This window comes from Psychrobacillus sp. FSL K6-2365 (genome assembly GCF_038003165.1).
Lineage (GTDB): Bacteria > Bacillota > Bacilli > Bacillales_A > Planococcaceae > Psychrobacillus > Psychrobacillus psychrodurans.
This window is the reverse complement of sequence record NZ_JBBOOO010000001.1, coordinates 330219-350689: the sequence shown is the minus strand read 5'-3', so window position 1 is coordinate 350689 and position 20471 is coordinate 330219. Positions and strand designations below refer to the sequence as shown.

Genomic DNA, 20471 nt, shown 5'->3' with positions numbered 1-20471 from the left:
TTAATTTTTTTCATCCATCTTTTGCTTTAGATATTCAGCAATTTCTGTTTGTCCTCTTTCAATAGCAAATTCATAAGCCCCCATATCTTGCATAGTATTCCCAGTATACTTAACGTTAATATCAATACCATTCTGAACAAGATACTTTACTATATTGAGGTGTCCTCCATAAATCGCTGAGAATAGAGGATTTCTATTTGGGTCACTAGTATCTAATATTGCACCATTCTCAAATAAGTATTCTACAATACTAATTTCACCTTCACTAGCTGCATTTGCAATAGGTGCTGACTTTGGTACACCTTCGTTTATGTTAATATCCATACCAGAATCAACTAAAAATTTTATCATATCCAGTTTACCTGCTCTAGTCGCAACATGTAGCCACGTTCCAAAAGGTGTTATAAAATCAAGCAAGCTTTTATCAGTAATAATTATCTCTTTCACTCGTTCTATGTCACCATTCTTAATTAAATCATAGATTTTTATGGCTTTTTCCTTATTATCCATGGAATCCTCCTAAAATATCTTTATTTCATTGATGCAGCTTCTTCACCTAGCAGCTTAAGCATTTCAACAATTTTTTCACGATTACCTCCAAAACTATCTACTTCATTCAACTTATCAACAATATGTTGAAGACGTTCTATACTGTGTTGTCCTGTAATTCTATTTGGTGCCCAAATAAGATTTTCTTTGCCAATTATCGGTTCTATTCCATACTTCTTTAATATTTCTTGACCTTCTCCAACAAGTTCTTGTTGCTTCTGGCCAAGACCCTTTTTAAATAAAATATGATGTGCATGTGGATCCACCATATCGGTAGGCGGGCCACTTATTAGCCTTTTAAGATACTTACCAAAATCTATTTTAATTAATGCTTCATCATATATTTTAGTAATGCCTAATTCGGACATTTTTTTACTAATTTCGGAAAGCTCATCTACACTAAAAGTATTATTCTGAATAGCATTTTTAAGCTTATTCATCTTAGCAGAATCTACTTTCCCCTTTACAATAATATCATTAGTATAATCACTTATAGTTTTATCCGAACCCCTAAAACCACTCTCCACTCTAACTATAGAATTTATTCGATCCCTCAAATCCGCCGCATTCACTACGTTATAAGGAACTTCACCTGCGATTGCAAACTGCGGACGGGGTCCGTAGGGTAATAGTTTAGCTAATGAGTCTGAGGCATTGTTGGCGGCTCCGACTACTTTTGGAGCAACTGCCTTTGTGACCGTGACCCCTGATTTGGTAAGTGCACCGACACCTTTTGTTCCAACTACTGAAGTGGCAACCGTGCCTAATGCATAGGTTACCCAGTGAGCACGGGAATTGGCATTTCCATTTACCATATCGCGTTCGTAGGAAGTAGTGATGGCCGATTTTATCGTGTTGTATGTCTCTTTAGGATTAGTAACTGCCACTATCGTAGCATCTATTGTGGCTTTTGGATCCTGAACTATATCTACAATACCAGTAACAAAATCTTTCCCTACATCAAATAAACCACTTAAAATTCCATCTACTATTTCTAAACCTGTATCTATAACCGACTTATCTTCCTCTTCTTCACGTATACACATTTCTCCTTCAACCGTTGGCGTGGAAATGGTTAATGGGCGACTACATGCAACTAACTCCGCCCAATGATCTGTTTGAAAATGGATATCCGTGAGATTACTTGTGAACATCTCTTCCATGTTACGGATCCACGTATCCATTGCCTGCATGTCTTGCTCGAAAGGTAGTAAAGCGGCTGTCTGTGTTGCATCAAATTCTAGTAGCCTACTTACTGTATCGTCTCGTTTTCTTTTGGCATCTAGAACGCCTTGCTGCACTCCACTATCATCCAGGTATGGAAGGGCTACGATATCGCTGACCTGGTCCATGAGACTGTTTGACTCATTCTTTAGATCTTCAGTCAGTTGTGCGATTGTAGTAAGTCCCAGCTCTACCTCACCTTCCAGAAATTGTTCCACAATATGGCCAGATGTATCTGGTTCAAGTGTATAAAGAGCACTTTCCATTTGTTGAAGCACTTGCTTATAACCTGCAGCAGAAACGAAGAATCTAGGCAATCCATTAGCCTTTTCTGCCACTTTTAAACAAATTCTCCTATGAATCTTCTGAATATTCATTAAAAAATATTGTGCATTCCACATTCTTTCGTTAATATTAATTTATAAAATTATTAGGAGAGATATATATTGGGAATTATAACAATGCATTTTCTATTTAATCTTTCGTTACTAATGATTTTATTTTTTGTTTTTTTTCTATTAGATAAGAGAGTCGGTAGTATCCATTTACATAAACGAGCGGGATTATTTTATTTTGTTTTTTCGTTAGTAATTTGTACTGTATTTTCTTATCCCATACAAAGTGAGTATGTTCTGGATCTGAGGATAATTCCTTTTTTATTGGGTGGCTTATATTTGAGGTTCAGTCCTATACTAGGATTTTTGGTTATTCTATTTCGGGCATTCCATGGAATAGACGTTGGATTCTTTATAGCAGTTGCATTTTATACCGTGTTTAGTTTTTTTATATGGTATATTTCTCCTTGGTTTTTAAAACTCACTTCTAATATACGAATACTTTTTTCCACTGGTATTACTTTACTGATAAGTGTTGGTATCTTATTCACTATAGCATTAAACAAAGTATCTCCTGACCAATTTATAGATATATTCATCGCCTATGTGATAGTCCCTCCACTTGGGGTTGCCATTATTTCTTCCACCATTGAAATAAGAGAAAAGAATCAACAGTTGCAACAACAGTTAGTAATCGAAGAAAAGTTGGCTGCAGTCGAACAAATGGGGGCTGCAATATCTCATGAAATTAGAAATCCGTTAACTACAGCAATTGGATTTATTGAGCTCCTCGACCAAGTTTCTCTTGATAATAATAAAAGAACCAAATATATCTCCATTATAAAAGATGAATTAGATTCTGCAGAAGGTATCATACAAGATTACTTAACCTTTTCTAAACCAATTATTGAATCAATAGAAGAACTAGATATTCAGAATGAACTTACGCATATTTTAAAATTACTACATCCTCTGGCTAATTATCATTCAGTAAAGGTTTCTACTGATTTTTCTACCTATGGAACAATCCAAGGGGACAGATCGAAATTCCACCAATGCTTCATTAATATTATAAGGAATTCAATCGAATCCATGCCTTATGGCGGTGCATTATTGATCAAGACAATTGCTACCCAGAATAAGATAACTATTTCTATACAAGATACTGGAACAGGATTGAGCAAGGATCAAATTAACCATCTAGGAGAACCACACTATTCTCCGAAGGGACCTAAGGGAACTGGTCTTAGCATGATGGTTGCTTACAGTATATTACGTGCTATGAAAGGAACAATTGAAGTTCAAAGTGAGATTGGCAAAGGCACCATCTCCCTATTTCATTTTAAGCTCCATAAAACTAAGGTATAGAGAAGATGAATCTTTTTACATAAAATAGTCTTGGAGGAATAATATCTTGGAATTAACAGTATATTTCTTTTTCAACTTATCCTTATTAATTGTAATACTTTTTTTGGGAGTTTTATGGGCAGAAAAATCAAAAAGATTTTGGTCTCACCAAGCTATTTTCATCAGCCTTTTAATAATTAGTTTAATGCTTTGTTTTATTTTTACTTATCGTATAGAAGGCAGTAATGTCGTTTTTGATTTAAGAAAAATTCCGTTCATTGTCGGCAGTTTGTATATGGGTTTTGGTCCTTTTTTAGCTGCATTCATTATGCTCGTAAGAGGTTTTTTTGGAATTGATTATGGGTTTTGGATGACGGTACTTTATTATGGAGGGCTTGCTATTCTTTTTTGGCGAATCTCTTCATGGTTTTTAAAACAATCTCCCAAGCAGCGAGTTCTTTTTTCCGTAGGCGTAACATTTCTGTTCAGTTTTGCCCAAACTTTTACAATGGGAATTTGGCACTTACCTCATAGTAGTACCGAGGTTTGGTTTGCTTATTTAGTCATTCAACCCATTGGAGTCGGAATCATTTCTTATATTATTGAAGAAATTATTATGACTATTCAATTGCGCCAACGGACTATGAAATCCAAACGGCTAGAGGCTGTTGAACGAATGGGTGCAGCTATTAGTCATGAAATTCGTAACCCCTTGACAGCAGCAATTGGTTTTGTTCAACTTTTGCAAAATGATTCTATTTCAAAAGAAAACTATACTCAATACCTTTCCATTATTAAAAACGAGCTAAAATCTGCTGAAAGAGTCATTCAAGAGTATTTGAATTTCTCTAATCCTGAAATTAAATCGATGGAACCCCTACTTCTTCAGGAAGAACTAGAACAAGTAGTTCAATTGCTACAACCATTGGCAAAGCGAAATTCGGTCAAAATAGTTTCTATGTTTTCACCAGGAGAGGAGATTGAAGGAGACAAACAAAAATTTCATCAATGCTTAGTAAATATCATGAAAAATGCAATAGAAGCAATGCCAAAAGGAGGAATTTTAACGGTAGAAACGGAGAGCACACAAACAACTGTAAGTATTCTCATTAAAGATACTGGCTCAGGTATGACACTTGAACAGGTGACCCGTTTAGGTGAGCCTTATTACTCAACAAAAGGAAGTAAGGGGACAGGTCTCGGCATTACGGTAGTGTATAGTATCGTACGTGCTATGAATGGTACGATTCATGTAGAAAGTAAAATTGGAGAAGGAACGACATTTAAATTTACATTTCCTTCCTTATCACCTATTTTTCTAGAACCAGAAACCAAGGAAACTGAGAAAGAACTGGTTATGAGTTGATAAGTGCTCATTACAAGTCTATTTTAATAGTTAAAATGTGATGGTATTTTAACTAGCGTATAATCAGTCGTCCACTTCTGAGTCGTAACTATCAAAATTTTTCCTTGTTTATCAAAGAAAAGCCCACTACCATCTTTTCGTTTGAAAATCCAACCATGCTGAATGACCATTTTCTTAGTAATTTCATCTGCCACATTTGTATTTCGTTCACTTATGATATACCATTCATAACCATTTTCGTCTGATAATTTAACAATTTGTTCATTAGAATCATTTAGCTTTTCTATTACTTCCTTCTTGTTAATACTTTCCATAGGAAGTGTAGGGTAGTAGAGTTTGTTGTAGAATACGATTGCTCCCAAAAGTAAAATGATCAACCCGATTGCAAATAGCCATTTCTTCATAAAACACCTCTATATAGGGGTTATAGTGTTCAGAACTGTTTAAGTTCCCAATGTGCCAAACAAATATTAACGTCGAGCACGATTTTCTTTTTTGATTCTCGAAATTCTATAAATTTGATTGCTTACCGGCATCGCTTTAAAACGATTATAGAACATTGGGAGAACGAGACCCACATAATCATCTAAAAACTTGTTATCCATTCTTTCTTCTATGAGCACTCTATATTTAACTAAAGCACTTACGATTAGTTTTTCGTTTGGTTCAGACATACTAATCGTCTCTATATGTTGAATCGACCGAGTCTTGGATCGCAAAACCTTTTCAACTTTTTTTACATAATCTTTCGTATTTTTTACTTCCACTAACATATTTACTACTGTTATTACTTCAATCATTATTAGTCCTCCATGCTAGAATAGCTGATACTTTTTACTAATGGTAGCATATTATATCATCAGTAAAACGTATAGAGAAAACTCCTCGACTTTAGTATTACATAATAATTAATAACTGAAGTTTTCACTAATAATTAGCTATAGTAACAACTTTAGCGGTAGGTACCACGCTTATTCAATCATTTGCAAATGCTTTGGTAAAATCATTAACATATTTACTCATTTCCTTGTATTGAGTCCAGTGTAGATAATGATGTCCTTCTAAAGGAACAAGTTTATGTAGAGAAGTATTACGTAATTCCGATTGATAAAAAGTTATATTTGATTTACCTTCCTCATTTACCTTCCCATCGTTCGTCGTAAAGATCATAACAGGCAAATCTGAAGGAAATGACATATTACGTGTTTCATCAATGTTATTTTTTATTTCATTTGCTTCACTTACTATATTTTTGTTATACCCTCTCTGTGCGGAAAGGATTTTGGTCATTTTTATATTTTTTTCCGAATAAGTTCCCTCGTTTGCTATGGGAAGGAAGTCTTCGGGACTTAAATATAATGCCAATCTAGCAATTCCAGTTGGGGCGATGTAACTCATATATTTGGGCATTGTTGGAACAGATTCATCAAAGTACTCCAAGGCATTAGGTAACGTCGGATCGATTCCTATAATAGCTTTAATTTCCTCTGGGTATTTATTTGCGTAATACAGACTATATATCCCAGAAATAGAATGAGGCATTAATATATATGGACCCTCGATATTCAATTTTATTAAAGCTGTTCTTAGTTCTCCTACTATACTCTCCACTGTACGATTCTTATCAGTAAGGTCGCTCCATCCATAACCGAAAGGCTCTACAACAACTACTTTATTACTTTTTGACATCTCATCAATCAAAGGCTCAAAGTCCAACACAGGTGCGGTCGTTCCTAAACCACTTAACAAGACAATTGTATCTTGGCCTTCACCCTTCGTATATACATGTATATTCTTTCCATCTACTTCTACTAACTCTCCTAATTCGGGGTATTTCTTTTGTTCATATGCAGCCATAACTTGATGGATTGTAATCCATATAAGGAATAAAGCAGCTAATGCTAAAACCACGTTTCTAATAATAATCCTAAATCTAAATCTTTTATTGGTTTTCACTATTCTTCACTGCTTTCATATATAAATTTGTACTAGATTGAAAGGCAAAATCGTTCTGTCTTTATATTACGATAAATATTTTTTTTAGTTTCCTCCCCCATTATTTTGACCATAAAAAAACGAGGAAATTTCTCCACGCTTATCTTCTTTATGCAATTGTATATGTGATTAAGAACAATAGTTTTTTATTTTTCTCTAATAATACTTTTCTTCTAAATTACTTTTCTTTCCGCGCTCTTACAATCATAAAGTGAGCATTTTTCATAAGCTTTTCATACTTTTCTGGTTCTTCCTCTTTAAATGCTTTTGTAGGTTGCGGTTCGATTAACTTTTCCAGCGAAAAATACGTTATAGTTTCATTAACTATCTCATGGAGTGGTCGACGATAGTACGGAACCTCAATGAGTTTCCCTTCTCTTTTCCACTGATCGACAATAAGTTCATTTGAAAAATAGTTTCCATTCACTGACATTTTTATATCCATAAATGGGTGGTGTATAGAAAAAAGCAAGCTCCCATTAGGTTTTAGTATTCTTTGAAACTCGCTAAAAGGCTTGCTCCAATCCTTTATGTAGTGAAGAACTAAGGAGCTTATAATTACATCAAACGTTTCATCTTCAAAGGGCAGCTGTTTCTTCTAAGTCCACACATAATATCTTTGCTTTTTCTCCGCCCCTTCTTTTAGTTGCTTCAACCATTCTAGGGCTAATATCAGTGGCTGTAACGTCAGCACTGAATGTGTCCCTGTGTAAGAAACAAACATGAAATTTTAAACATTCACGGTTGTTTGAATTAACGTGAATGTTCCTTACACAGGGTCCGGATTCTAAGCTACAAAGGAAATACATATAGTATACATAAAGCCCAGACGCGGCGTAGTTTGTTAGATGGAAGGAGGATTACGTGGATAGGTCATCGTCAGATCAAAACAAAAAGGAACGACAGTTAGAAGAATTTCGGATGAACAATGATGGGAAAAAGCTCACAACCAATCAAGGCCTTAGAGTATCCAACGATGAGGAATCATTGAAGGCTGGTATACGCGGTCCGACACTCATGGAGGACTTTCACCTTCGTGAGAAAATTACCCATTTCGACCATGAGCGAATACCTGAGCGAGTAGTGCATGCTAGAGGATACGCTGCTCATGGAGAATTCGAATTGTATGAATCGATGGCGGAATTCACTAAAGCAGGATTTTTACAAACAGCCGGAACAAAAACCCCTGTATTTACACGGTTTTCAAATGTAGTAGGGAGCTTGGGATCCTCTGATACAGTTCGTGACGTTCGTGGATTTGCAGTCAAATTTTATACGGAAGAAGGGAATTATGATTTAGTTGGAAACAATATTCCCGTATTTTTTATTCAAGACGCGATGAAGTTTCCAGATTTGATACATGCCGTTAAACCAGAACCTCATAATGAAATGCCACAAGCGGCTTCTGCTCATGATACATTCTGGGATTTTATCGCAAATAATCAGGAATCAGCCCATATGATTATGTGGCATATGTCTGATCGCACATTACCGAAGAATTACCGAGTAATGGAAGGCTTTGGGGTAAACACATTTCGATTTGTCAATGAAGCGGGAGTATCCAGATTTGTGAAGTTCCATTGGAAACCTGTTTTCGGTGTACATTCGCTCGTATGGGACGAAGCACAGAAAATATCTGGGAAAGATCCTGACTTTCAGCGACGCGATCTATGGGAATCAATAGAAAATGGCAATTTTGCCGAGTATGAACTTGGTGTGCAACTAATAGACCAAGCAGATGAATTCAAGTTCACTTTCGATATTCTTGATGCAACCAAAATTTGGCCTGAAGAGGTTGTACCTGTAAAAATAATTGGGAAGATGACGCTAAATCGAAATGTGGACAATGTTTTTGCAGAAACAGAACAAGTAGCATTTCACCCAGGAAATCTTGTACCAGGTATAGACTTTACGAATGACCCACTTTTACAGGGGCGGCTGTTTTCTTATATAGATACACAGTTACTCCGTCTTGGTGGCCCGAATTTTACGGAAATTCCAATCAACCGTCCTGTTTGCCCGTTCCATAATAATCAGCGAAATGGTTTTAGTCGCCAGACGATAAATGTTGGGCAAGTAAGTTACCACAAAAATTCACTCGCGAATAATACACCTTCCACAAGTTCTGCCGAAGAAGGTGGTTTTGTACATTACGCTGAAAAAGTAGAAGGACGCGTCATTCAAGCAAGAAGTGAATCATTCAAGGATCACTTTTCGCAAGCGAGACTTTTCTGGAACAGTATGTCACCTCCAGAAAAACAGCATATCATTGATGCATTTTCTTTTGAAGTTGGAAAAGTTAACAGCCGCGATGTAAGACAACAGGTGGTAGATATGTTCGTTCAAGTAGATCAAGCAATGGCAAACACTATCGCGGATAACTTAGGAGTAAATAGACCGACCGGGGAGCAATCCCAAGTCACTGCTTCCTCTCCCGCACTAAGTCAGGCAAACACTATAAAAGTGCCCCAAACTTTGAAGGTCGCTGTACTCATTGGCAACGGATTTAATCTTCCAGAAGTGGAAATGACCATAAAAACACTAAGACGTTATGGGGTAGATTATACAATTGTAAGCGAAAAATTCGGGGTTATTAGAAGCTCTGAAGGACAAAAAGTAAGGGTAAATGAAACATTTCTTACAACCGCTCCTGTACTGTTTGATTCCTTGTATGTGGTCGGGGGAAAAGCTAACAACCAAGCAAAGTTATACTCTGATATCGCCTATTTTATAGATGAAGCATATAAACATTATAAACCGATAGGTATAGCGACTTCTGGAGTTCCTTTTTTCAATGCTTCTAATGCAAAAGCAGGACCTGGAATTGAATTTGCTTCAAGCAATCCCGAATTCGGGAAAGCATTTGTAAATATAATCGCTCAGCAACGATTCTGGAATAGAGATATCTACTAAACTGATCTTTGGTACCATGTTCTAAGTAATTTAGACAATTGTACACTGTTGAATAGAATAACTAAATGAGTGAAAGCCTTGTAGAGAGATTTCTGCAGGGTTTTTCAGATTTTAATAGCACCCTGTGTAAGAAACAAACATGAAAGTTTAAACATTCATGTTTATTGGAAATATCACGAATGTTTCCTACACAGGGACGAAGATTAGTTTTTTCTGATACAATAATAATTATCTCATTTCACTTGTTACAAATATGAGCTGCGCATTAGGATACCGATATAATATATACAATGAGGTGAAATATATGGATTACATTCATAACCAACTTTTAAAACTAGACATGGATTCCACCTTAGCAGGGTACCTTTCCATTATTATTATGTTTCTTTTAATAGTTCTTATCTGTATTATTGCTAATTTTATTACGAAAAAGGTAGTAATCAGGATAATCTCTAAAATCGTGAAAAACACTAAATTCCGATGGGATGATATGCTTTTGGAAAGGAAGGTTTTTCATAAGCTATCGCATATCGTTCCAGCGATTATTATTTACTTCTTTGCTTCCGCCTTTCCAGAACCCCTTAAATATTTAATCCAAAAGGTTGCAATAGCATATTTAATAATTATGGGGTTAGTCATTATTAGTAGTGCTTTAAATGCTATGAATGATATTTATCAAACCTATGAAGTATCTAGAACCAAGCCTATTAAAGGGTATATTCAAGTGGTTAAAATTGTAATCATAACGCTTGGGATCATTCTGGTGATCGCGAACCTTATAGGGAAAAGCCCGCTTCTTCTTCTAAGTGGAATTGGGGCACTCTCTGCAGTGTTCATGTTGGTTTTTAAAGATTCTTTATTAGGTCTTGTTGCGGGGATTCAGTTGTCGACCAATGATATGGTTCAAGTTGGGGACTGGATTGAAATGCCAAAGTATGGTGCAGACGGAGACATTATTGATATTTCCCTAAATACAGTCAAGGTGCAAAACTTTGATAAAACTATTACAATGATTCCAAGTTATGCTCTAATATCCGATTCTTTTATAAATTGGCGTGGGATGCAAAACTCTGGAGGACGACGGATCAAACGTTCATTATTTATCGATAAGAACAGTATTTCATTTTGTACTGAAGAGATGATTGATAACTTTAAAAATATCCACTACCTTTCGGATTATGTAACTCATAGGGAAAGTGAAATTACAGAATACAATACAAGAAATAAAATTAATCAGAGTAATCGAGTGAATGGAAGGGCTCTTACAAATATTGGTGTGTTTAGAGCATATATTAGCAACTATCTTAGTCATCATCCTGGAATCAATCAGGAAATGACTTTAATGGTTAGGCAATTAGCCCCAACCGAGAACGGTTTACCATTAGAGATATATGCATTTACCAACGATATACAATGGGCAGTGTACGAAACGGTTCAAGCAGATATCTTTGACCATCTTCTCGCCGTAGCACCGGAGTTTGGAATTCACCTTTTCCAGAATCCAACCGGAAATGATTTTAAAAAAATTACTGAAATATGAGTTAAATAAACACGTAAATTGAAACAGGTGTAGAAAAACGTATCTTTTCTACACCTGTTTTTTGCTGACTTCATTATTTTTACTCAACTATCGACAAGAACTGTTTTGTTCTTTCTTCTTTTGGTTTAAGGAAAATTTCTTCTGATGTTCCTTGTTCAACTATTACTCCATTATCCATAAAAATGACTCGATCCGCGACATCTTTAGCAAAGCTCATTTCATGTGTCACAATGATCATCGTCATTCCTTCTCGCGCTAAATCTTTAATAACCTGTAGAACTTCTTTCACAAGCTCTGGGTCTAGTGCAGATGTAGGCTCATCATAAAGCATAACCATCGGATTTAATGCTAACGACCGAGCAATTGCGACTCTTTGCTGTTGTCCGCCTGACAACTGAGCTGGGTAGTAATCACATCTATCTCCAAGACCAACTTTTGTCAGAAGAGCCTTCGCTAATATTCTAGCTTCTTCTAATTTGGTTCCATGAATAATTATTGGTCCTTCCATAACATTTTCGATGGCAGTTTTATGTGGAAATAGATTGAACGATTGAAATACGAACCCGGTTTTCTTCCTTAGTTCTCTAATTTCTTTTTTTCGTTGGCGATTTGCTTTTCCACCTGCATCTATTTGGAATTCCCCAATACGAATAATACCCTCCGTTGGCTCTTCTAAGAAATTTAAACATCGCAGTAAGGTAGATTTCCCTGAGCCGCTTGGTCCCATAATTACAACCACTTCACTTTTAGCTATTGTTAAATCTATACCTTGTAATACCTCATTCGTTCCAAAGCTTTTTTTCAAATTATTAATTTGAATGATACTCATGGACATCTCCTATCATTCGTATTTAAGGGTGTCGATGCTGTACTTATCGAACCAAATATTTTGATGTACGAATTTCTAATTTATCTAAAATGGTTGTGAAGAAAGTTATTAATATCCAGTAAATAGCCGCAGCTAGTAAATAGATTGTTAGGGGTTCAAATGTTTTGGCAATGATCAAACTCGACATTTGCAGTAGTTCAGTTACCGTTATAACAGAGACCAGTGAGGTATCTTTGATAAGCACAATAAATGTGTTTGATAAGGTAGGAATAGCTATTCGAAGACTCTGCGGAAGAATAATTCTCCTCAATGCTTGCGAGTAAGTCATTCCCATTGATAGTGATGCTTCCATTTGACCATTGTCCACAGCAAGTATTGATGCCCTAAAGGATTCTGATAAATAAGCACCAGCATTTAAACTCAATGCCACTACTCCAGAAGATATCGGGTCTAAAGAAATACCAATTTGCGGTAACCCATAGTAAATAACAAAAATCTGAACAAGAAGAGGAGTTCCACGAATAATTGAAACATAGGCCGTTGCAATTCCGTTTAATATTCTTACTTTTACTATTCTTACGATCGCAGCGAAAAATCCAATAACGAGTGCTATTATAATGGATACCGCAGCCAATAAAACGGTCATCAAAGTTGCCTGAAGTAAAGATGGCAATGAATCAATAATTATCGTAACATCCATACATCAACCTCCTTTCCGACGAATTACAAGGTTGATAATCACTTAGAGTAAATATCTTCTTTAAAGTCTATTTGAATTCCTAGATTGTTTAGTTCCTCCATAAATGGATGGAAGTTTTCTCTAATGATTAAGCTCTCTACCGGTACAACACCTGTCTCTATAATTTTTTTACTAGCAATCCATTTTGCCATTATAGCTGCAGGAATTGCCGTAGTTTTAGCCATGGATGTGATGTTTCGTTCATAATCGTATAAGTCAACCATTTCCCATGTAAATTTGGTTAGTATGCCATCCCTTATTCCACTTACTTCCACTCTTAACACCGTTACATCTTCATGAGAAGCACCAAGCATTTTAGGTGCTAGAACTCGCTCTGCAAATGCTCGTGGTGTTATTGTAATTCCAGCTACCGTAATAGGATTATTATCGAGAAATCCTAGTTCTCCTAAAACATTCATTTTGTCCCAATGGCCCGGATACCTAACCGTTTTTTCGTATAGGTTTTTCACTTTATCTTTTAGAATATAAGCAGTGCTATGCGCATCCGTAATAACAGCTTCACAGTTACCAACTGGCTGAGGGAATGTCATCTTTTCTAATCCTGATAAAGGAGATAGTTCTACAAGTTGTCCATTTTCAACCGCGATAGCGGGTTTTGTATAAAGACCTAGCACACTTTCTAGTCGAAAAACGACTTGATACCACAAAGGGGGAACTGGATGTCTTGGAATTCCACCACAAATCATAGTCGCTTCTTCTGCTTCATCTAGCATCTCAATTCCTTGAGCCGCTAAGAAGTTCGTTATTCCAGGAGCTACTCCACAGCCTGGAACGATAATTACACCTGCATCCCTGGCTGTTTCATGTAATTCTATTTTTTCTTTGAACATAGATCCTACCAAATCTACTAAATGACATTTGGTTTCTATCGCTGCTTTTATAGTAACTAGGCTCAAAGAGTGGGGAAGACAAGCAACCGCCACATCGCCATCCTTCAACACTTCAGCTATATCATCTTTTGTTTCTAATGAAGCAACTTTCCCAATAACTTTAGGACTATTGGAGTTTTCTAAACATCTATCAATACTCTCTTGTCGCACGTCTACCGCTGTGATTAAGTCAATTTCCGTGAATTTTGCAAGTTCACTTACGACCGTTGTTCCAATCATCCCTGTACCTAAAACTATAATATGCAAAGGTTATTTCCTCCTTATTATGTTTACACTTTTGTTATTTATTGTTCAACAGGATCTGATCCAAACCATTTTTTATATATTTCGTTATAAGTTCCATCCTCTTTCATCTCACTTAATGCCTCATTTACCTTCTCAACAAAATCTGCGTTACCTTTGTTAACTGCCATTCCAACTTCATCCACCTTGAGAATGTCGCTCGCAACTTTTATCGGCAGATTATTTTCTTTAATGTTATAACTTACTAACAGTTGGTCATTAATAATGACATCTAATCTTTCATTTTTAAGATCTTCTAAATAATCACTAAAAGCTTTATATAATTTAACGTCTGCACCTTCCACACTGTTCGCGATTTCTTCAAAGGTAGTTCCACCACCAACACCAACTTTTTTACCTTTAATATCTTCGAGTTTACTAATATCGTTTGTTTCCTCACGGGTGATTAACACCGAGCCTGTAATAACGTATGGATCCGTGAAATCTACACTTTTTTTCCTTTCCTCTGTTACAGTCATCTGCCCAATGATAATATCGAATTTATCTGCCTTTAAACCACCTATTAAGCCTTCCCATTTGGATGTTATAAAGTAGGCTTTCACACCTAATCTTTTCGCAATTTCATTTGAAATATCTACATCAAAACCTGTTAATTCACCATTGTCATCTAAATAGTTAAATGGTGGATACGTTCCCTCAAAAGCAACATTCAGGACTTCAGTCTTTTCCATACGATCAAGTACTTTTCCTCCCCCAAACCCGCAACCTGTAACAATACTCATGACAAGTAATGTAATAATGGTCAAAACAATATTCTTCTTCAACGCTTGTCCCCCTTTATCATGTAAAATAACGAGAAATCGCCAAAATTCATTTTGGAAAACCAACTCCCTTTCAGACAATGTATTCTTTATGGTCGTCTTTTATTATCAGATAACTTAATAAAACAACATCCTAGTTTTAAATAAACAATTATAATCCCGTAGGAACAACAAAATCCCGTAGGAACAGTTTTAGTTGTTCCTACGGGATTTTATTTGCATGGAAATACTTAACGATAACTTTTAATCATTTATATCTCTTGTAAAACCTAAAAATGAAAGGGTCAGATTGTAATATAATTATAAATTTACCGGAATGTAGAAATAATGTACTATATTATATAGTAAAACTGTCAAGTTCTTCTTCCCAAAATTCACCCTCTGTTAAAGTTGCTTCGTCAATATAATGAATAGTTTAATGTTTAATTTCATATGAATCTATGCGGCTTTAGCAATACATTCGACCCCTTTACCGATACAAATTTATTGTGTATCGGTAAAGTAACAAGGAGAAGAGGAAGGGAAATTCCTTGCCAATTTCAATCAACTAAAGGAATTCCTAAAAAACGTGACCTTTCACAACGTGGGGTATATCAATCTCTTTGCCTGGAGACTTACTAATTAGAACCTTTAAGAGTTATTTTATTCATAATTTGTAGTAGCAATAAAATCAAAAGCACCTGTTGAACTAATTTCATTTTTATATTCAAAATTATATATTAAAATTACTGCATTATATGATTTCTTTAGGTTTATACTTTTCTGGATTTTTGAGATGACAATTTCTTCATACGAACAGCCATCTAATAATCTAATAATGCTGAAATATCACTACTACCATTCTTATAGAACACTTTTTCTATAGTATCCTCATTTGCATCGTCCATATCAATATTAAAATCGATAAAAAATTGGGAAGGGACAGACTCATCATACGTTAAATCAACATACTCTCCTATTGAGTCCTCATCGTTAATATTCCCTAACCAAATTAAATCCCATCCTTGTTTTTCCATTATAGTATCCTCCTACTTTAATCTTAGACCTTGCGGTAAAGACGATACTCCACCCTCTAATTTATTATTAGCCCAATTATTAAGTCGTCTAACAAATGTATCATAGTCGCTAGAAGTATCTATTATTGCTAAAAATTCATTATGTGCTTTACTTGAGCCTAATGAAAATTGGGAGTCATTAACGGAAATCAAGTTTAAGCCTTGTTCCTTACAATATGCTTTAATTTCCTCTTCTTGATATTTCCAGCTATATCCATCACTTGCCTGCCCTTGAGTCGAGACCCGTATATACCCAACAACGTTCAACTTTTCACCCTCCCGTTACATAAATTGTAATTTTCGTAACGCTTTTTTTATGAATAGCGAGTATTATACGACCGTCTCTAGTAAAAATACAACCCAATTTTTGTCTGCCCTATTGCTAAACTAGGAACTTTCTTATGTAACCTAACGTTTATCGCCACGAACTTTGTCATTCTCGTTAGTTTTTCATCCATTCCCTGTCATAACTACCCCTGCCATATTATCGTACTTTTCTTACTATCCAAGTATTAAAACGATACTCCTTGATGGTACAACCATCATGAGCTTTCGATTTTCATGTAAATCATTTTCTTTTTGTCTCACTCAAAAATCCTCACTTTCTTTTTACTAGATTTATGTATCTGTATCGTTTAGCACTACGAGCTTTGTCATTGTTGTCTTTAGTTTGTGGTTTTGTAGTATAATAAGTCCTCTTTGAATGTAAAATGTAGTCTCACCTATTTATCTTATTATTTTCACAAACACAGTATTAAAACAGAATGCCTTGATGGTATAACCATCATGAGTTATGAATTTTCATTAGCATTTTTCATGTAGACCCAAGCATAAATTTCTCACAAAAAACAAAAAGCACCTGTTGCCTATTAGACAATCAAGTGCTTAAAGTAAATTAAATAAGTGTTACTAACTTAAGGGCATTATATCAAGGTTTAGATACTACCGACAAGTATCTATTCTGTTAACATATTTAGAAATTCTTCAAAGCTATTACTTACAATATATGTTATAGGATTTAAATCTGAAGACTCTTCATGATTCCAAACGCATACAATAGGCTCTTCAACATTGTTACGATAGTCTAAGCAAACAAAGTCACCTGCAAATAAAACAGCTATTGGTAGCAGTTCAGTACCTACTAAATTTTCATCAAAAACAATTCTTTCGTCTAGTTGTGTTCTAACTACTCCTATATCGTAATACTCATCATCTCTTTCCCCGGTTACTTTTAAAATACATAAAAACCTATCAATCGCATAAATATGGCTATTACACTTAAAACTATCCTTTATAGGAGTACTACCATTATATTTTTTTATAAATTCTTTATACGTCTCTGGTAAATTTATTCTCCACTTACCTTCCTTTTCAGAAAGCAAAGTATCGTCCGGCAAGGGATAAATTATTGAACCATCCTTAAATTCCATTTCTATACCTCCTCAATATTATTATCTTGGAGCGTCGGCCCACATACCTTTTGTCCTTCCACCATTATGAGGTGTAATATTATGAATACCAAAGGGGACTAGCTCCATTTTACCAGGAACCTCCGTATGATGCCACGTTATCCCTTTTCTTGTACCACCTATTTGTTCGTCTAACCACTTAAACTGTTCTTTATCCGATAACTTCCAAAATCTCTCTGGTAGCTGAACAGTCTCTTCTACAACACCTGCACTTGCAAAGTCGGCAAATCCATACCTCATACCATCTGCTTTTGTAACCTTTATTTCAGGAATATGTCCTTTTTCTATAGCCATTTCTTTTATCTTTCTTTTTTGAGCAGAAGACAAGCTATCTCCACCCGGAATAGTATCATCCCAAGACCAAGGTTTGTTTAAATCAACATGTTCTTTATATACTTTTGCATAGTCTTCAATGACTTCATCAAATTTCTTGTTACCATTTATAAAATCATCAATATTTCTTAAATTAGTTTCACTAACTCCCTTATCTTTAACCGTACCCTTACCAGTATTCTTTGCCTTTTCTCCACTTTTCAACAAATCAAGTCCAGTATCCGCAATCTTTATTGGTTTACCAAAGGTAAATACAGCTGCGGCTAATCGCTCGTTTACAGTAGAATCTGGACCAAACATAGTAACGAGGTCCTCAGTATAGAAGTCGAAGGCAAACATACCAATTGGTGCTAGTCCATCTGGTGTTCCCGATCCATTCCCACCAACAACTTTTCTCATTCCTTCAAAAGTATGTAGGTATTCACCTGTTAGCGGGTCGATTAGGGTATCTGAACGGTAGTTACCGAAATCAGGGTGTTTCGCCAACTCAGCATAAATCACCTTTAGTTCTTCATCTACTATATTTGTGTCATTTACTTTATCCTGCCTGTCGCTTTGTACGGACGACAATCTAGCAAAAGCTAATGTTTCAGGCCCAAAAAGAATACTTGGACGATGGATTAGTCCACCGTAGCCAAAACGAATTGGATTCGTGCTAGACATAAAGGTTTTGAACATCAAATTTAACTGACTTTCTTTAGATAGTTTGTTCGAAATTCCAGCAATCGATGTTGTATGAATTATCAGGTCCGACTGAAACCTATTACGTGAAGTCAACTTCGCCCAGTGATTTTGTTGAAAGTCGATATCCGTAAGATTACTGTTAAACATTTCTTCCATGTTTTGGATCCATGTATCCATTGCATGCATGTCTTGCTCGAATGGTAGTAAAGCGGCTGTCTGGGTTGCATCAAATTCTTGTAGCCTACTTACTGTATCGTCCCTCTTTCTTTTCGCATTTAGAACACTTTCCTGTACTCCACTATCATTTAGATGTGGAAGGGCCACGATATCACTTACCTGGTCCATAATACTGTTTGACTCATTTGTTAGATTTTCAGTCAGTTGTGCAATTGTAGTAAGCCCCTGCTCTACCTCACCTTCAAGAAATTGCTCGACGATATGACCAGACGTATCTGGTTCGAGTGCATATAGAGCGTTTTCCATTTGTTGAAGCACTTGCTTATAACCAGCGGCAGAAACGAGGAAGTATTGGAGTAAAGGTAGATGACATTCCGCATAGAAAGCCCGAATGGCATTACCTCCTTCTCCCTTAAGTTCGTCTTCCATCCCTACTAATCCTTCTACTGTACGCTGAATTGTTTCTACCTCGCTTTCAAGCCTGTCCAACATTGCTATACTTCGCTTGAGTCCATCTTGAAATAAATCTACGTCTAATATTTTCATAGGCACACCTTTAACTCTTCTTGTCTAGAGAAAAAATCAAAGTAATACCTGCCTACACCATTATATGATATCTTCCTTTCTTGAAACATTAAATTCCTCCTCATCCCCTTATTAGTATAATATTCCATTTTTTACACAGTAGGTAAAGGTGGAAGTATATAATTTTAGTAAAATGAATCGTAGGGCGGGTTAATATGACACCCAAAGCATTACTAATGTTTTAGAAGAATTTACATAATGATTTATAAATATCTACATAAGTAGGTCAAACTTCCCCCGATTAACAAAATAGCCATGGACTGCTATCATCCACGGCTGTTTTAATTTCTATTTAAACTGATAGGTTGATTTCCTACGTAGTTGTACTGTTCATGTTGTTAACTAAATAGATTAACAATATACCCTCTGGTGGTAACCAATTAAAATAACCCTGTGAAAGAAACAGACATCATTGTTTCTTTCACAGGGTAAGATTTTCATTCACTTAGTTCCTGCTCATTAGCAGTTTTTCTTTTAGGCAATTTTTGATGGAGTGTATCTATCGCCATTCTTGTTGTGTCCAAGTAGCCAATCGTTTGCTCGAATGTAGTTGTTGCAATACACATAAAGAGCATATCGATTACATGTAATTGTGCTAATCTGGAAGAGGTTGCTCCACTGCGAAATGTAGGTTCTAATGAAGTTGCAGTAAACAAATTTATTTCTGCCAAATCAGCTACTAGCGAATTACCGTAACGTGTTAAACTAATTGTTTTAGCACCAGCTTGCATACCAATTTCTAATATTTTTGCAACTTCATGTGTATTACCTGAAGAGGAAATACCAAAAATCACATCTTTCTTAGAAGCATTGGCAACTGCTGTCGCAGCTAAATGTACGTCTGGGTAATAGGAGCAATACTTATTAATACGCATAAATTTTTGCTGAACGTCCATTGCCGCAATGCCTGATGCTCCAACGCCAAATATATAAATATGGGATGCCTCTAAAATAACTTCCACTGCCTTTGTTAGTTGCACCATATCAATCATATTTGTTGTTTCTCGTAGTGACCTTATACTTTGCAGTGTTATTTTTTCGACCATCGTTTCAAAAGATTCATTTGGTTCAATATCGCGCAGGTCTTGACGTTCATTCTGTAAGTCCCCCGCAATTCTTAGCTTTAAGTCCTGAAAGCTATTCACTTGAAGTGACTTACAAAGTCTTATGACTGCCGCACTACTTGTGCCACTCACTTTTCCTAACTCTACGACTGTTAAGTTAATGGACTCTTTCGGAAACTTTAATATATATTCAGCAATTTTCCTTTCTGAGCCTGGCAGACGATCAATCATTTCCTCTAATATAGCTAATCCCGCATTCACCTTTTGTGTCATTGTACACCTCTAGCTCTTT

At 35.8% G+C, this 20471-nt stretch carries 20 protein-coding genes and 1 pseudogene; 4 read left to right on the top strand and 17 right to left on the bottom strand.

The features are described from left to right. Positions 1-510 carry an ankyrin repeat domain-containing protein gene (locus MKY29_RS01775; protein ID WP_090565072.1) on the bottom strand — a complete coding sequence of 170 codons (510 nt, stop codon included), beginning with the start codon at positions 508-510 and terminating at the stop codon, positions 1-3. A 20-nt stretch (positions 511-530) separates the two neighbouring features. Further along, positions 531-2150 carry a T7SS effector LXG polymorphic toxin gene (locus MKY29_RS01770; protein WP_340878821.1) on the bottom strand — a complete coding sequence of 540 codons (1620 nt, stop codon included), beginning with the start codon at positions 2148-2150 and terminating at the stop codon, positions 531-533. A 69-nt stretch (positions 2151-2219) separates the two neighbouring features. Here MKY29_RS01770 and MKY29_RS01765 point away from each other — a divergent pair, with 69 nt between their 5' ends. Further along, complete coding sequence (locus MKY29_RS01765; RefSeq protein WP_340878820.1) at positions 2220-3476, top strand: HAMP domain-containing sensor histidine kinase; 1257 nt, start codon at positions 2220-2222, stop codon at positions 3474-3476. A gap of 46 nt (positions 3477-3522) precedes the next feature. Next, positions 3523-4821, top strand: a complete 1299-nt coding sequence (locus MKY29_RS01760) for a sensor histidine kinase (RefSeq protein ID WP_241597726.1) — start codon at positions 3523-3525, stop codon at positions 4819-4821. 23 nt (positions 4822-4844) lie between these two features. Here MKY29_RS01760 and MKY29_RS01755 read toward each other — a convergent pair whose 3' ends face one another. The 5 genes and pseudogenes from MKY29_RS01755 to MKY29_RS01735 all read right to left on the bottom strand — a co-directional run. Then, positions 4845-5225, bottom strand: a complete 381-nt coding sequence (locus MKY29_RS01755) for a hypothetical protein (RefSeq protein WP_340878819.1) — start codon at positions 5223-5225, stop codon at positions 4845-4847. Positions 5226-5291: 66 nt separating this feature from the next. Next, entirely contained in the window at positions 5292-5621 is a 330-nt protein-coding gene (locus MKY29_RS01750) for a hypothetical protein (RefSeq protein WP_340878818.1), read from the bottom strand. Positions 5622-5796: 175 nt separating this feature from the next. Then, a complete protein-coding gene (locus MKY29_RS01745; protein WP_340878817.1) occupies positions 5797-6732 on the bottom strand; it encodes an alpha/beta hydrolase in 936 nt (311 codons plus the stop codon). 262 nt (positions 6733-6994) lie between these two features. Then, positions 6995-7261 (bottom strand): hypothetical protein, encoded by a 267-nt coding sequence (locus MKY29_RS01740; protein WP_340878815.1) that lies wholly within the window; start codon positions 7259-7261, stop codon positions 6995-6997. 9 nt (positions 7262-7270) lie between these two features. Then, a pseudogene (locus MKY29_RS01735) lies at positions 7271-7372 on the bottom strand (methyltransferase domain-containing protein); the annotation flags it as partial. A 365-nt stretch (positions 7373-7737) separates the two neighbouring features. Here MKY29_RS01735 and MKY29_RS01730 point away from each other — a divergent pair. Continuing rightward, positions 7738-9729 (top strand): catalase, encoded by a 1992-nt coding sequence (locus tag MKY29_RS01730; protein ID WP_445677889.1) that lies wholly within the window; start codon positions 7738-7740, stop codon positions 9727-9729. Between the two features lie 304 nt (positions 9730-10033). After that, positions 10034-11269 carry a mechanosensitive ion channel family protein gene (locus MKY29_RS01725; protein ID WP_340878813.1) on the top strand — a complete coding sequence of 412 codons (1236 nt, stop codon included), beginning with the start codon at positions 10034-10036 and terminating at the stop codon, positions 11267-11269. 79 nt (positions 11270-11348) lie between these two features. On the opposite strand, the gene MKY29_RS01720 is transcribed toward MKY29_RS01725, so the two are convergent. The 10 genes from MKY29_RS01720 to MKY29_RS01675 all read right to left on the bottom strand — a co-directional run bounded on the left by MKY29_RS01720 (position 11349) and on the right by MKY29_RS01675 (position 20452). Further along, positions 11349-12098, bottom strand: coding sequence for an amino acid ABC transporter ATP-binding protein (locus MKY29_RS01720; RefSeq protein WP_340878812.1), 750 nt, complete (start codon positions 12096-12098; stop codon positions 11349-11351). 43 nt (positions 12099-12141) lie between these two features. After that, positions 12142-12798 carry an amino acid ABC transporter permease gene (locus MKY29_RS01715; protein WP_093496663.1) on the bottom strand — a complete coding sequence of 219 codons (657 nt, stop codon included), beginning with the start codon at positions 12796-12798 and terminating at the stop codon, positions 12142-12144. A 38-nt stretch (positions 12799-12836) separates the two neighbouring features. After that, entirely contained in the window at positions 12837-13994 is a 1158-nt protein-coding gene (locus MKY29_RS01710) for a saccharopine dehydrogenase family protein (protein ID WP_340878811.1), read from the bottom strand. Positions 13995-14032: 38 nt separating this feature from the next. After that, complete coding sequence (locus MKY29_RS01705) at positions 14033-14815, bottom strand: transporter substrate-binding domain-containing protein (protein WP_340878810.1); 783 nt, start codon at positions 14813-14815, stop codon at positions 14033-14035. Between the two features lie 639 nt (positions 14816-15454). Beyond that, the gene (locus MKY29_RS01700; protein ID WP_340880791.1) at positions 15455-15580 is read right to left on the bottom strand and encodes a hypothetical protein; all 126 of its coding nucleotides are present in this window, start codon (positions 15578-15580) and stop codon (positions 15455-15457) included. 35 nt (positions 15581-15615) lie between these two features. Then, on the bottom strand, positions 15616-15828 hold the full coding sequence (locus MKY29_RS01695; RefSeq protein WP_340878809.1) for an immunity 22 family protein: 213 nt from the start codon (positions 15826-15828) through the stop codon (positions 15616-15618). A gap of 12 nt (positions 15829-15840) precedes the next feature. Continuing rightward, positions 15841-16134, bottom strand: coding sequence for a recombinase family protein (locus MKY29_RS01690; protein ID WP_340878808.1), 294 nt, complete (start codon positions 16132-16134; stop codon positions 15841-15843). A 689-nt stretch (positions 16135-16823) separates the two neighbouring features. After that, on the bottom strand, positions 16824-17297 hold the full coding sequence (locus MKY29_RS01685; RefSeq protein WP_340878807.1) for an SMI1/KNR4 family protein: 474 nt from the start codon (positions 17295-17297) through the stop codon (positions 16824-16826). Between the two features lie 21 nt (positions 17298-17318). Beyond that, on the bottom strand, positions 17319-19076 hold the full coding sequence (locus MKY29_RS01680; protein ID WP_340878805.1) for a T7SS effector LXG polymorphic toxin: 1758 nt from the start codon (positions 19074-19076) through the stop codon (positions 17319-17321). A 476-nt stretch (positions 19077-19552) separates the two neighbouring features. Beyond that, positions 19553-20452 (bottom strand): MurR/RpiR family transcriptional regulator, encoded by a 900-nt coding sequence (locus tag MKY29_RS01675; RefSeq protein ID WP_093495252.1) that lies wholly within the window; start codon positions 20450-20452, stop codon positions 19553-19555. Between the last annotated feature and the right edge of the window lie 19 nt (positions 20453-20471).